Raw genomic sequence first — 13,541 nt, forward strand, 5'->3', positions numbered from 1 at the left:
GATTTTAATTTATTAATTTTTCAATACTTTGTATAAGATCTTCTTCATCGATCAATCCTACTTTTTCCCATTGCGTTTTTTGGTTTTTATAAGCTATTAATTTTGGAAAACCATCTTTAATATAGGGTTTAGCTAAATTTTTATTTTCATCGCTGTTAATTTTGATAATTTTCACTTTGTTTTTATATTTTTCAGCTAAATTTTTAAACATAGGTTCCATTTTCAAACAAGGTCCGCACCACGGAGCATAAAAATCAATTAAAACTATGCGATCAGAAGAAATCATTTTTTTAAATTCTTCTTTAGATATTTTGTCTTCGGCTTCACCCACCACCGGTAGATTTTCAGTTTTCCAAGCATTGATTCCCCCTTTAAGGTCGTATAGATGAGTAAACCCTAAGTTTTTTAGAGAGTCAACCGTAGAAGCGGAACGTTTTCCTGATCTACAATAGATCATGTATGTCTTAGAAGGATCCAGCTTACGAATTTTATCACTAAAAGAAGCATTTCTGTAATCTAAGTCGATAGCATTTTTGATATGTCCGGTTTCAAATTCTTCAGGTGTGCGGACATCAATCAATATACTATTTGAATTTTCTAATTTTTGTAAAAAATCTTTGGGTTCTAAAACCGAATTCACTTGTGCGGATATATACCATCCGAAAAGTAAGTTAATGGTTAAAATAATTTTTTTCATGGTTTTATTATAATTATAGATTAAAATTTAATCGAGTAAAAATATAACGACCATTAAAACCAAATTGACTGACATATCGAGAATAAACGAATTGTCCTTGGTTACTGTTGGCTTTTTTGGCTACTTTTTCGGGGTAGCAATTAAACAAATTATTTGCTCCTACGGTAAGTTTTAAAAAATCTGTTAATTTATAGGCTATAGAAACATCCGTAATCCATCTTGGATTATAATATTGTTGATTTGAAAGTGTATTAGAGGGTTCCGTTACGCCTCCAAAATAATTATTTCGTAAAAATAAGCTCCATTTTTGGATAGCATAAGTAAGTGAGATGTTAAATTTCTGGTTAGGAATTACATTTTCTAAATACACTTTACTTGAGTTGCTGAAATATATATCTTTTTTATCTTTTAATAAACGGGAAGTATGAATCGAACCCACTTGTTGTGTATAGGAGATCGTTCCGGCTAAATCTATAAACAGTTTTCCATTTCCTAAAAGAGTATTATAGGAGAGGACAGCATCTATACCTTTAGTTTCCGTGTCAACAGCATTGGCAAAAAATCGAGCTTTTTGAGCTCCTGCTTGTTGCAATATTTGATAGATTTCTTTTTCTGAAGAGGAACCGTTGGGATCTCCGCTAAACAAATCAGTATATACAATTTTATCATTAATTCGAGTAAAATAGCCGTCAAGGCTGAAATGGAATCTTCCAACCTTAGCCGAAAGTCCCACACTCAAACTCTTGGATTTTTCCGGTTTGAGTTTGGGTATACCCAGAAGTTGGGCTACTTTACTGTCATTCGTAAAAGTTCCTACCTCATACATATTTCCGTTGACATATGAAGTCCCCGTACTGGAATAGTAACGTTGTTGTAAGGAAGGAGCACGAAATCCGGTACTTCCCGAACCTCTAAAATTAAAAGAATTGGAAATTTTGTAACGAAGAGCTATTTTACCGTTAACGGTCGATCCGAAATCATTGTAATATTCATATCTTCCGGCCAAGTCCACCAGGAAAGATTGGTTAAAATTGATTTCAACATCTGTATAAGCGGCTAGAGAGTTTCTTTGAGAGTCCGTTTCATTTTGCGGAGAAAATCCTGTATTTCCTTGTGCTCCTCCCGGTATCGGTGTTTTACCGTCCGGTCCGAACTTCATAGGTATAGTACCATTAATATCGGGTACGAGGGAAATACTGCCATCGGGATTGACTATTTCTCTGCCCATAGCATAATTGGCATAAGAAGCTTCTTCGCCGGCAATAATTTGGTATCTTTCATATCTGTATTCACCTCCCCATGCTATTCCTACTTCGGAAAGCCAATTAAATTTTTTAGACATATCTACATTGACCACGTTTTGTGTAAATTGTAATTTTCCCCCACGGAAGGAGGTTGGAGACTGTTCGCCTAAAGAAGCATTTAACGTGTTTTTCGCTTTATTAGTAAATGTGTTTTGTCCGAAAGTATTGCTTACTTCCATTTTCCATCCTATGAACATTCCTTTTACCCCGAGAGTGGCAGATCTGTCATAAATGCTTACTTCTGCTTGGGGTCTAAAACCTAAGGGGTATATGGAAGGTACATTATTTTCAGAATTTGGATATCTGTAAAATTGAGAAGCAGTGCTGTTTCTATATCCGAAAATTCCAAAAGAATATACTTCCGTTTGAGTATTTAAGGGTAAAGAAGCATTATAAGCAACTTGCCCGTTTAATGCTTTAGATTGGCCGATAATTAAACTATAATCGCGACGATTGGTATGCGTAGTTTCTAAAAATTCATCGGTTTTATCTACAGGTGCACCCGATGTATACTCTTTATAAATACTACCTTGATACTTTCCGCCTCTGTTTGTCGGGTTTCTTCGGTCGAATGTTGCCGAAAAGTTGATATAACCTCCTTTTTCACTCAATGGAATACCATAATTTAAACCCACCTGTACGGCTTCTCCATCTTTGGAAGTTTTACCTTGAGCGCTATTTTTACTTATATATTCTCCGCCTGTAATTGTTGCACTAAATTTATTAATGGAAGTTTTTAAGATAATATTAATTACTCCCGCTACGGCATCACTCCCGTATTGAGCAGCAGCTGCGTCTCTCAATATTTCGATTCGATCAATTGATGAAACGGGAATTGAATTTAAGTCTGTACCGACTGTACCCTTACCAAAAGTTCCGTTGACATTTAATAAAGCAGAATTATATCTACGTTTGCCGTTTACTAAAACTAATACCTGATCAGGGGTTAAACCTCGTAAGGATATGGGATCTGTCATATCCGTTCCGCCACCTAACGATTGAGTGGTAGAGGTAAATGAAGGTGCTACATAATTTAATATTTGATTGACACTGACTTGTGCTCCGGTTTCTGCTATTTTTTTAACATCAATAATGTCCACAGGAGTAGGGGATTCCAATAATGTTCTAGGTTTAGAGCGTGTACCCGTTACCACAACATTCTCAATCGTAAATGTTTTTATGGTAAAATCTACAATTTTTTGTTTTTCATTACTGATAGGTATTATTTCCGAAATTTCATCGTGTTCGGGCGTGGTAATAATAAATTTATATTTACCATTCGGTAGGGTGATTTCATACCTTCCATGATCATCAGTTGATGTTTCCATACCTATTTCTTCCACATTAATTTGTGCTCCTTTTATTTTTTCTTTTTTATCATTTTGTACCGTTCCTTTAACAAGGGTTTGCGCAGATAGAAACGAATAAAAGATACTAATAACCGCTACCAAAGTCTTACTGGTTAATTTTTTTTTCATGAAAAATTAAAATAATTACTACACTAAAAATATTTCCTACTTAACAGGTAGGAATAATGTCAAATGTAAAAAATTTATTTTATATTATTATATCTTTGTAATTAAAATTTTATATTATTTTATTATTATTAATATATATGATTGATAATCAGTGTTATATATCTATTTAAAATTACTATTATTTATTTAAATAATCTAATTTTAAATATTTGTAAAAAATATAATTATAGTATGTATTTATGGTAATAATAAATATTTAAATAATTTTATTCTTTTATTTAAACATGATATCCTTCCTGAAAAAAATGAGTATAATAAAGGACTTGAAAATTTTATATTCTTTTTTTTATATCTGATGATACGAAATTTTTAAAGTAAACGAATGTTTATGGTTTCGCATTATTAATAATTTGAGAGAGTAATAAAAGTATCTGATTTATGAAATCTGTGGTAACGATTTTTTATATACTATTTTTTTAATTACTTAAAGGTAATGGTTGTGATACTTAGGAAGAAATATTTAATCCTTACCAGGTTTCAATAACTAAAGGAAGAACTTTATGGAATCAAGTTTGGTGTATATATAAAAAATTCAAGAAAAAAGAATACTCAATTTAAATAAAAAATCCGGTTACGATCTAACCGGATTGATTTATAAAAAAAGATTTTTTTATTTAGCTTTCACAAGTTCAACTTTGAAAATAAGCCAAGCATTCGGAGGAATAACTCCACCACCGGCACCTTGAGCTCCATAACCTAAAGAAGGTGGAATTAAAAAAGTAGCTTTATCGCCTTCATTTAATAATGAAATACCTTCTTCCCAACCTTTAATTACCATTCCTTTGCCCAAAGGAAATTCAATAGGTTCATTTCTTGCAAAGGAAGAATCAAATACACTTCCATTAGTTAAAGATCCTTCATAATGTACGGAAACAGTATCACCCGATTTTGCTTTTGCTCCTGAGCCTTTTTCATTAATTTTATAAAATAATCCACTAGGCGTTTCAGTCATATCGGCTTTTAATTCATCCAACTTGGCTGCAATCTGTTTTTGTTTTTCCTCCAGATATTTTTTATTTCTTTCGGAAATCAAATCTTTATTGTCTTTAAAAAATTGTGCAGCATCATAATTTTTATATTCGTCCCCTTTGGTAATTATAGAAACTTTTTCCATAATTACAGGATCAATCGGTTTATCTTGAGCTCCGGTTTTAACACTAGCAATAACGTTAACGGTTTCTAAACCTTTAATAACTTCTCCAAAAATAGTATGTCGTCCATCCAGCCACGGGGTTGGGACTTCTGTTATAAAAAACTGGCTTCCGTTGGTATTAGGGCCGGAATTAGCCATTGATAAAATTCCTGTTCCGGTATGTTTTAAATCATTTTTCTCATCTTCAAATCTGTATCCCGGGCCTCCCATTCCTGTTCCCTGAGGATCTCCGGTTTGAATCATAAAATCTTTAATGACTCTGTGAAATATAATTCCGTCATAGAAGGGTTCTCCCGGTTTTTTGGCATCATTAGGAATTTTACCTTCTGCCAATCCTATAAAGTTAGCGACAGTTACCGGAGATTCATAATCAAAAAATTTAACCAACATATCTCCTTTATTGGTTTTAATATTTGCATATAAACCGCTTTGCAGCCCGTCATACGTTTGTTTGTCTATTTCCAATGTTTTACAATTTATAAAGGTTAGTATTAATAAACAATATAGTACGATTTTATGTATCTTACGTATACTGTTATTTAGAAAATTCAAATTTACTAAATTAATTAGTATCTTATATTTTAAAGTTGATAGGAACGGAAATTCTTCAGCCATATGTATGAATTCAATACATTATTTATTTATATGAACGGCTATATTAACAAATTTTATTTTATACGATATTTTTTTTCGATCAATTAAACACATAAAGTAATTGAAAAACAATATAGATAAGTTAAATTTCTATGTAGTCATTGACTGTAAAAAAACAAATTGTTTAGAAAAATAAACATTTTGCTATATGAAAATAGAAATATAATAATATAAAATTACTTTATTGTCATAAATTTATAGTAATATTGATATAATTGATATTTTAATTAAATAATTTTTAAAAATTAAAAATAATAAAATAGGATAAAACCAGATAAATGGTATGGTGTTTGTTTATTAGTACAGTGATTACAAACACACTAAAATAGTTTATATTAAAAAAGGCATTATTTTAATGTTTATTTAGTTTTTATTTCTTTAAAAACCTTGGCCTCTGTAAAAGGAGGCTTTTTTATTGAATTTACTTTCTGTTTAATTGATCTAAAATTATTTATGATATCTTTTATTTAAATTAATAATAGTATTTTTGTTTTATTATTTTTGCAAGAAGATAAAAATCTTTATAAAATAGAAAATTTTAAAGATAACTAATGATTAATACTATCAAAAAATATTTAGAAGAAGTAGAATCTTTTACTTCTCAAAAAACTGAGGATGTTGAACAGTTTAGAATCAAGTATTTAGGTAAGAAAGGAATTTTGAATGATCTGTTTCAAAAATTTAAAGAAGTACCTAATGAAAATAAAAAAGAATTTGGACAATTGATCAATAATTTAAAACAATCGGTTGCTCAAAAAATAAATACGTTAAAAGAGAATGTCGGCGAGTCTGCAAATGCCGGTTTGCAAGAAGATTTAACCCGTCCGGGACTAGCCTTGAATTTAGGCAGCAGACATCCCATTAACATTGTTAAGCATAAAATCATAAACATATTTAAAAAAATAGGTTTTTCAGTGGCTGATGGCCCTGAAATTGAAGACGATTGGCATAATTTCACCGCCTTAAACATGTCTGAGTATCACCCTGCCAGAGATATGCAAGATACTTTTTTCATAGAGAAAAATCCGGATAGAGTATTGAGAACTCACACTTCTTCTGTACAAATACGGTATATGGAGCAAAATGAACCTCCCATTCGTATATTGTCTCCCGGACGAGTTTACAGGAATGAAGATATATCGTCTCGATCTCATTGTATGTTCCACCAAATAGAGGGGTTATATATTGATACGGACGTATCTTTTGCAGATTTAAAACAAACCTTACAATATTTTACTTCAGAATTATTCGGTAAATCCGAAATTAGAATGAGACCTTCATATTTTCCCTTTACAGAACCCAGTGCAGAAGTAGATGTATATTGGGGATTGGAAACTGAAACCGATTATCGCATCACTAAAGGAACGGGTTGGTTGGAAATTCTAGGATGCGGAATGGTTGATCCTAATGTTCTAAAAAATGTTAATATAAATCCTGAAAAATACAGCGGTTTTGCATTTGGTATGGGTATCGAAAGAATTGTCATGCTGATGTATCAGATTGGCGACATTCGTATGTTTACAGAAAATGATATACGAATGCTACAGCAATTTAAATATGAATTTTAAATTAAGCTAAATTTATAACTATTTGTAGATGTATCATATAAATAATAATTTTTAAATTTATTAATAAAGTATATTTACCTGGAACAAATTTTGAGCATTTAGTATCTAAATATACTTTATAAATTTAAAAATTATTATGGAAAAAAAAGTAGCAGATCAATTAGTTGAAATACTAGTTGATGCCGGTATAAAAAGGATTTATGCTGTAACAGGCGATAGTTTAAATGAGCTTAACAGGGCCATTAAAAAAAACGGAAAAATACAATGGATCCATGTTAGGAATGAAGAAGCCGGAGCCTTTGCTGCCGCAGCCGAAGCTGAATTGGAAGGCATTGCTTGTTGTGCCGGTAGTTCCGGACCCGGGCATGTACATTTAATTAATGGATTGTATGAAGCAAACAGGGCAAACGTACCCGTTATTGCTATTGCCTCCACGTGTGGAACAAGAGAATTTGGTACAGATTATTTTCAAGAAACTAATATAACCAAACTATTTGATGATTGCAGTGTATACAACCAAATTGCAACATTACCGGAACAAGCCCCTAGAATGTTACAAAGAGCAATTCAAAATGCTATATCTAAAAAAGGCGTAGCCGTTTTCGGGTTACCCGGTGATTTAGAATCAAAACCGGCGGAAGATATTTTGAGTTCTTTAAAAGTTTATCAAAACGAACCCATTTTAAGACCATCCGATAAAGAACTACAAGAGTTGGCAGATGTTCTTAATGAACATGATAAAGTTACCATTTATTGCGGTATCGGTGCTTCTAAAGCTCACGAAGACTTGGTAAAACTTGCAGGTAAATTGAAAGCTCCTGTAGGATATTCTTTTAGAGGTAAAATGGGCATACAATATGATAATCCTTATGAAGTGGGCATGACCGGATTGTTAGGGTTGCCTTCTGCATTCCAAAGTATGCACGAAGCGGATGTAGTACTACTTTTGGGTACAGATTTTCCGTATGCGAATTTTATGCCTTCCAATAAAAAAATAATTCAGATTGACGAAAGGGCAGACCGTTTAGGCAGAAGAGCTAAAGTAGATATGGGATTGTGCGGAAAAATTGAAGATACTTTATCTGTATTATTGCCTTTGATTGAAGATAAACAAGATGATTCTTTTCTTAGAAAACAGCTGAAAAAATACGATAAAGTTAAAGAAGATTTAGATGTATATGTTAAAGATCCGGGAAAAGAAAATTTAATTCATCCCGAATATGTAGCCTCAGTTATTAATAATCTAGCAGCTAAAGATGCCATATTTACCGTAGATACCGGTATGTGCTGTGTATGGGGAGCGCGATATATTCATGCCACAGGAGAAAGAAAAATGTTAGGTTCTTTCAGTCACGGTACGATGGCCAATGCCATGCCGATGTCCATAGGAGCATCGTTATCTCATCCTGACAGACAAATTATAGCTTTTTGCGGAGATGGTGGTATTTCAATGCTTTTAGGGGATTTAGCCACTATATATCAATATAAATTGCCTGTCAAATTATTTGTGTTTAATAATCGATCATTAGGAATGGTAAAACTTGAAATGGAAGTGGATGGTATTCCTGACAATGAAACCGATATGGTAAATCCTGATTTTGCCATGATAGCAATGGCTATGGGCTTTAAAGGAATAAATGTTAATAAGCCTGAAGAGGTTGAAGGAGCTGTAAAAGAAGCATTTTCAACGGAAGGGCCGGTTTTAGTTAATGTCATGACCGATCCCAATTCACTTGCTTTACCGCCTAAAATTGAATGGAGCCAAATTAAAGGTATGACAACTTCCATGACTAAAATGATGCTTGGAGGAAATATTAAAGAAGTGGTTGACACAATTCAAAGCAATATTAAACATATAAAATCCTTAATTTAAAGGATAAGCAACCGAATATCTTAATGAAACAGAAAATCTAATTTAGATTTTCTGTTTTTATAATTAACGCTAGGTATACATTTACTTTATTTCTTACATTTGTAAGCATATGTTCAACGAATTCGGTAAATTTATTAAGCTTACTACCTTTGGTGAAAGTCATGGACCAGCATTGGGAGGCGTAATTGATGGTTTTCCAGCTGGATTATCCGTTAATTTTGATGAAATACAAAAAGAATTGGATCGAAGAAAACCCGGACAATCGAAAATTGTAACTCAACGAAAAGAAGACGATAAGGTAGAATTTCTTTCCGGCATTTTTGAAGGAAAAACAACAGGACAAGCGATTGGATTTGTTATTAAAAATAACAATCAAAAATCCAATGATTACGATCATAATACCGGTATTTTCAGACCTTCACATGCAGACTTCACTTATTTTCAAAAATATGGAATCAGAGACCATCGAGGCGGGGGGAGAACCTCAGCAAGGGAAACAGCTAACTGGGTTGTTGCCGGAGCTTTAGCTAAACAATTACTATCCTCAATATCTATCCATGCATTTGTTTCTTCAGTAGGGGAAATTACTTTGAAAAAGAATATCCATGAACTGGATTTAAGCCAAACGGAATCTAATATAGTCCGATGTCCTGATTGGGAAACTGCTGAACAAATGATTCAGAAAATAGCTGAAATTAAAAAGGATGGAGATACTATTGGCGGAGTCATAACCTGTATGATTAAAAATGTTCCAACGGGTTTAGGCGAACCGATTTTTGATAAAATATCTGCCAGATTGGCTCAAGGAATGATGAGTATAAATGCAGCTAAAGGTTTTGAAATTGGCAGCGGCTTTGCAGGTACTCGGTTAAAAGGTTCCGAACATAATGATATTTTTACTCAAGGAGGAAAAACACTGACGAATAATTCGGGAGGTATACAAGGGGGAATATCCAACGGTATGGATATTGTTTTTAAAGTTGCCTTTAAGCCGGTTGCTACCATTATGAAAGAGCAACAAACGATAGATGAAAACGGAAATGTATGTTCAATTAAAGGGAAGGGAAGACATGATCCTTGTGTGGTTCCCAGGGCGGTTCCTATTGTAGAAGCTATTGCAGCTTTTATTTTGGCTGACTTTTGGTTGATGAATAAAGTTAGAAAAATTTAATTTTATATCTTTAAAATAAACCTTTCCATACAATTGGCAGTAACTATCCTTTACCGATTGAAATACTATTTGAAGATATCTTTCGTTTAACTAACCAAGAATATACATAACTATATTTTAAATTTATCGGTTAAATAAAGAATATATAAAATTATGTATTTGAAAACATGTAATTTTATAATTAATAAAGATTACCAAACTTTATAATGGTAACAGCTAATAAATATACGATGGATTCAATAAAATTAGAAAACTATTGGGACAAAGGAGTGTCTTACGCTGAATATAAAGATATTATAGAGATTCAAGCAAAAGAAGGTTTACTTTCTAAAAATGAAGACATTAAAAAACTTGCTGAATACACCCGTTTAAATTTGAGCCGAATTCATAGGAATGATAAAACGCTCGTATTGGATGAATCAGTGAGTTCAGGCTTGAAGAAAATTAGTCGTAAAATTCATATATTAGTCATATCCGAAGGATGGTGTGGAGATGCAGCGCAAATAGTGCCGGTAGTCAATAAAATTTGCGAATCGTCCGAGAGGCTGGACATGAGAATTTTTTTTAGAGATCAAGATGAATTATTGATTAATCAATATCTAACTAATGGAGGAAAGGCAATTCCCATTGTAATTTTTATTGATGCGGAAACTTCCGCAGAAATTGCTCATTGGGGGCCCAGACCTAAACCTTGTGCTCCTTTCCTAAAAAAATATAAAACAGATCCTGAAAACTATACCCATGATGATTTTGCAAAGGATATTCAAGGATTCTATAATAAGGATAAAGGCCGAACCATTTCAGAAGAATTGTTGGAAAAGATTTTACAGTAAAAATGTTTAATTTTTTAGAAAATCTATAGTATTCTTTACATAAGTTATTACAAATCTTTATTTTTTTTATTTGGCACAAGATCATGTCTAATTTTATTCTTTTTATATAATAAAAATACTCATTGCATCATTGTTTTAGTGGGATACTAGTTTTTTCGTATACACATATTTTGATTTAAATAGCCAGTTCTTAGGCTAAATTATAATTTTATATATTTGTCACAAATTTTTCGAGTATGAAATGTGGAATTGTTGGTCTACCCAATGTAGGGAAATCTACTTTATTTAATTGTTTATCTAATGCAAAAGCACAATCGGCTAATTATCCGTTCTGTACCATCGAACCGAATGTAGGTACAGTTTCTGTGCCTGATTTAAGGTTAAATAAACTTGAAGAATTAGTAGTGCCGGAAAGGGTAGTGCCTGCCGTAGTGGAAATAGTAGATATTGCCGGTTTAGTTAAAGGTGCCAGTAAAGGAGAAGGTTTGGGAAATCAATTTTTAGCTAATATCAGAGAAACCCATGCAATAATCCATGTGTTGCGTTGTTTTCAAAATGATAATATTACCCATGTTGAAGGAACTATAGATCCGGTTAGAGATAAAGAAATTATTGATATTGAGCTGCAACTTAAAGATTTGGAAACCATTGAAAAAAAATTGGATAAATCCAAAAGAGCAGCTAAAGCAGGAAATAAAGAAGAGCAGCAAATTGTGTCTGTGTTGGAAAAGTTGAGAGCTTTTATTGAAGAAGGTAAAAATGCACGAGAATTCGAAACAGATTCGATTTCAGAGCCGATTATTGCAGAATTACAACTCTTGACCTTTAAACCTATCATGTATGTGTGTAATGTAGATGAAAAATCAGCAAAAGAGGGCAATGAATTTGTTGAAAAAGTAAAAGAAAAGGTAAAAAACGAAAAGGCGGAAGTGATCGTATTAGCGGCTCAAATTGAGGCAGACATTTCTGAATTAGAAACCTATGAAGAGCGTAAAATATTTTTAGAAGAATTAAATTTAGAAGAACCGGGAGTAAATCGCTTGATTCGCCAAGCATACAAACTCTTAAATTTACAAACTTATTTTACTGCCGGAGTTAAAGAAGTTAGAGCTTGGACAATTGAAAAAGGATGGACAGCTCCTCAAGCTGCCGGAGTAATACATTCTGATTTTGAAAAAGGATTTATTAGAGCTGAAGTTATTTCCTATCAAGATTTTGTAACTTACGGATCGGAAGCTAAGGTTAAAGAAGCCGGAAAATTATCAGTTGAAGGTAAAGAGTATATCGTTAACGATGGAGATATTATTCATTTCCGATTTAATGTTTAAGCTATTTTAATGTCAATAGTTTAGTTTTAACTATATTTTTAAAACACGTCTCCTTTATTTAGCATAGATTATAAATAAAGGAATTTGTATTTGAATACATTATAAAATTATTCAGCTATTTGTTATAAAACTTTTTAGTATTCAAAAGAATTTTAAATTTACGTATAGTATTTGTGCAATTAAATAAGAATTATTAATTTTGCACCCAATTGATTAACCTCTGACGAAAGACGTGAATGTTATTCAATTTTATAACTGTTATATTTTTTAAATGGAACCATTAATTAAGTACGTACAGGATAAGTACATCGCAAAAAAAGAATTTCCAAAATTTGGAGCCGGGGATACCCTAACTGTTTATTACGAAATTAAAGAAGGTAATAAAACAAGAACCCAGTATTTTAAAGGGGTAGTTATTCAGGTTAAAGGAACCGGAGCAACCAAAACATTCACTATCAGAAAAATGAGCGGTGATGTAGGGGTTGAAAGAGTTTTTCCTATTAATATGCCAGCGCTTCAAAATATTGAAGTTAACAGAAGAGGAAAAGTACGTAGAGCAAGAATTTACTATTTTAGAGATCTACGCGGTAAAAAAGCAAGAATTAAAGATGCTAGAGTTAAATAATATTACTTTTAGCATTTATTTTAAAATAAAAGAGGAAAATTTAAATTTTCCTCTTTTTTTTGGTTATTACTTTCCTTTTAAAAATTAATTTTCGAATACTTCAAATGTATGATCTTCGTATATAAATAAGATTTTTTCTATTTTTTTCTTGTTATTTTTCGATTTCTGCAGGATTGAATTTTTAATTATTTGATCTTCTGTCTGAGAATTTTCTTTTACGCGATTCTCAGGCGCTTGAATAGTATTATCATTATTAGAGTGTGAAGAATCTTTTTGTTTTTGATCCATTTCATCTAAAGAAAAGAGTGTAGGGGATGGTTGTTCCTGAACTGTTTTATTTTCTAAATCTAAACTTTCCTTTTTATTATTTTCCAATTGAGATTTCAAAGGTTTTCCTTTTCCTAAAATAAGCCATTCAGAATTTATTTCAGGAAAAACAGATAGAGTTCTTTCTAAAAAATCTAATGAAGGTTTATTTCGAGCAGAAGTGATATGCGAAATGCTTGATCGTTGGACATTTATTTTATCTGCAAATTCTCCTGATGTTAAACCTAATATTTCTATGAGTGTAGCTATTCTTTTATCAATTTCCATGATTTACAAATGTTAACTATTTACATATGTGAAATAGAGTAATAAATACAAAGTTACTAAAAATACCATTGATTCTGTCAAAAAATAACTTAAAGTTAACTTCAATAAAAACATTAAATAAATATATATAAAATACTGGTAAATATATATTTATATTTTTTTTAATAAAAAATTAAATAAAATAACTTAAAATTATATGACAC

10 protein-coding genes are annotated in these 13,541 nt (G+C 31.8%); 6 read left to right on the plus strand and 4 right to left on the minus strand.

All coding sequences use genetic code 11. The features are described 5' to 3' along the window. Positions 1 to 4: 4 nt before the first annotated feature. From GFV00_RS00830 to GFV00_RS00840, 3 genes are all read right to left on the minus strand, one after another. Positions 5 to 697: a thioredoxin domain-containing protein gene (locus GFV00_RS00830; protein ID WP_160556698.1), complete on the minus strand. Its 693-nt coding sequence runs from the start codon at positions 695 to 697 to the stop codon at positions 5 to 7. A gap of 13 nt (positions 698 to 710) precedes the next feature. Then, positions 711 to 3,479: a TonB-dependent receptor gene (locus GFV00_RS00835; RefSeq protein ID WP_160556697.1), complete on the minus strand. Its 2,769-nt coding sequence runs from the start codon at positions 3,477 to 3,479 to the stop codon at positions 711 to 713. A 670-nt stretch (positions 3,480 to 4,149) separates the two neighbouring features. After that, the gene (locus tag GFV00_RS00840) at positions 4,150 to 5,157 is read right to left on the minus strand and encodes a peptidylprolyl isomerase (protein WP_255448760.1); all 1,008 of its coding nucleotides are present in this window, start codon (positions 5,155 to 5,157) and stop codon (positions 4,150 to 4,152) included. Positions 5,158 to 5,897: 740 nt separating this feature from the next. Between GFV00_RS00840 and pheS the strand changes: the two genes are divergently transcribed. The 6 genes from pheS (at position 5,898) to rplS (ending at position 12,744) form a co-directional block, all read left to right on the plus strand. Then, on the plus strand, positions 5,898 to 6,914 hold the full coding sequence (gene pheS, locus GFV00_RS00845) for a phenylalanine--tRNA ligase subunit alpha (protein ID WP_160543238.1): 1,017 nt from the start codon (positions 5,898 to 5,900) through the stop codon (positions 6,912 to 6,914). Between the two features lie 136 nt (positions 6,915 to 7,050). Then, positions 7,051 to 8,787: a thiamine pyrophosphate-dependent enzyme gene (locus GFV00_RS00850; RefSeq protein ID WP_160556696.1), complete on the plus strand. Its 1,737-nt coding sequence runs from the start codon at positions 7,051 to 7,053 to the stop codon at positions 8,785 to 8,787. 109 nt (positions 8,788 to 8,896) lie between these two features. Further along, a complete protein-coding gene (gene aroC, locus GFV00_RS00855; RefSeq protein WP_160556695.1) occupies positions 8,897 to 9,958 on the plus strand; it encodes a chorismate synthase in 1,062 nt (353 codons plus the stop codon). A 230-nt stretch (positions 9,959 to 10,188) separates the two neighbouring features. Further along, entirely contained in the window at positions 10,189 to 10,791 is a 603-nt protein-coding gene (locus GFV00_RS00860; RefSeq protein WP_160556694.1) for a thioredoxin family protein, read from the plus strand. A gap of 236 nt (positions 10,792 to 11,027) precedes the next feature. Further along, positions 11,028 to 12,119 carry a redox-regulated ATPase YchF gene (ychF, locus tag GFV00_RS00865; RefSeq protein ID WP_160543242.1) on the plus strand — a complete coding sequence of 364 codons (1,092 nt, stop codon included), beginning with the start codon at positions 11,028 to 11,030 and terminating at the stop codon, positions 12,117 to 12,119. A 271-nt stretch (positions 12,120 to 12,390) separates the two neighbouring features. Further along, positions 12,391 to 12,744: a 50S ribosomal protein L19 gene (gene rplS, locus GFV00_RS00870; RefSeq protein ID WP_105297718.1), complete on the plus strand. Its 354-nt coding sequence runs from the start codon at positions 12,391 to 12,393 to the stop codon at positions 12,742 to 12,744. A gap of 84 nt (positions 12,745 to 12,828) precedes the next feature. On the opposite strand, the gene GFV00_RS00875 is transcribed toward rplS, so the two are convergent. Further along, positions 12,829 to 13,338 carry a helix-turn-helix domain-containing protein gene (locus tag GFV00_RS00875; protein ID WP_160556693.1) on the minus strand — a complete coding sequence of 170 codons (510 nt, stop codon included), beginning with the start codon at positions 13,336 to 13,338 and terminating at the stop codon, positions 12,829 to 12,831. Positions 13,339 to 13,541 lie beyond the last annotated feature (203 nt).

Source organism: Apibacter sp. B3935, from assembly GCF_009827705.1.
In the GTDB taxonomy this organism is placed as follows: domain Bacteria; phylum Bacteroidota; class Bacteroidia; order Flavobacteriales; family Weeksellaceae; genus Apibacter.

Excerpts from the sequence above, each read along its gene's own strand:
- GFV00_RS00830 (WP_160556698.1), bottom strand. The coding sequence starts at position 697 with ATGAAAAAAATTATTTTAACCATTAACTTACTTTTCGGATGGTATATA.
- GFV00_RS00835 (WP_160556697.1), bottom strand. The coding sequence starts at position 3,479 with ATGAAAAAAAAATTAACCAGTAAGACTTTGGTAGCGGTTATTAGTATC.
- pheS (WP_160543238.1), top strand. The coding sequence starts at position 5,898 with ATGATTAATACTATCAAAAAATATTTAGAAGAAGTAGAATCTTTTACT.
- GFV00_RS00850 (WP_160556696.1), top strand. The coding sequence starts at position 7,051 with ATGGAAAAAAAAGTAGCAGATCAATTAGTTGAAATACTAGTTGATGCC.
- aroC (WP_160556695.1), top strand. The coding sequence starts at position 8,897 with ATGTTCAACGAATTCGGTAAATTTATTAAGCTTACTACCTTTGGTGAA.
- GFV00_RS00860 (WP_160556694.1), top strand. The coding sequence starts at position 10,189 with ATGGATTCAATAAAATTAGAAAACTATTGGGACAAAGGAGTGTCTTAC.
- ychF (WP_160543242.1), top strand. The coding sequence starts at position 11,028 with ATGAAATGTGGAATTGTTGGTCTACCCAATGTAGGGAAATCTACTTTA.
- rplS (WP_105297718.1), top strand. The coding sequence starts at position 12,391 with ATGGAACCATTAATTAAGTACGTACAGGATAAGTACATCGCAAAAAAA.
- GFV00_RS00875 (WP_160556693.1), bottom strand. The coding sequence starts at position 13,338 with ATGGAAATTGATAAAAGAATAGCTACACTCATAGAAATATTAGGTTTA.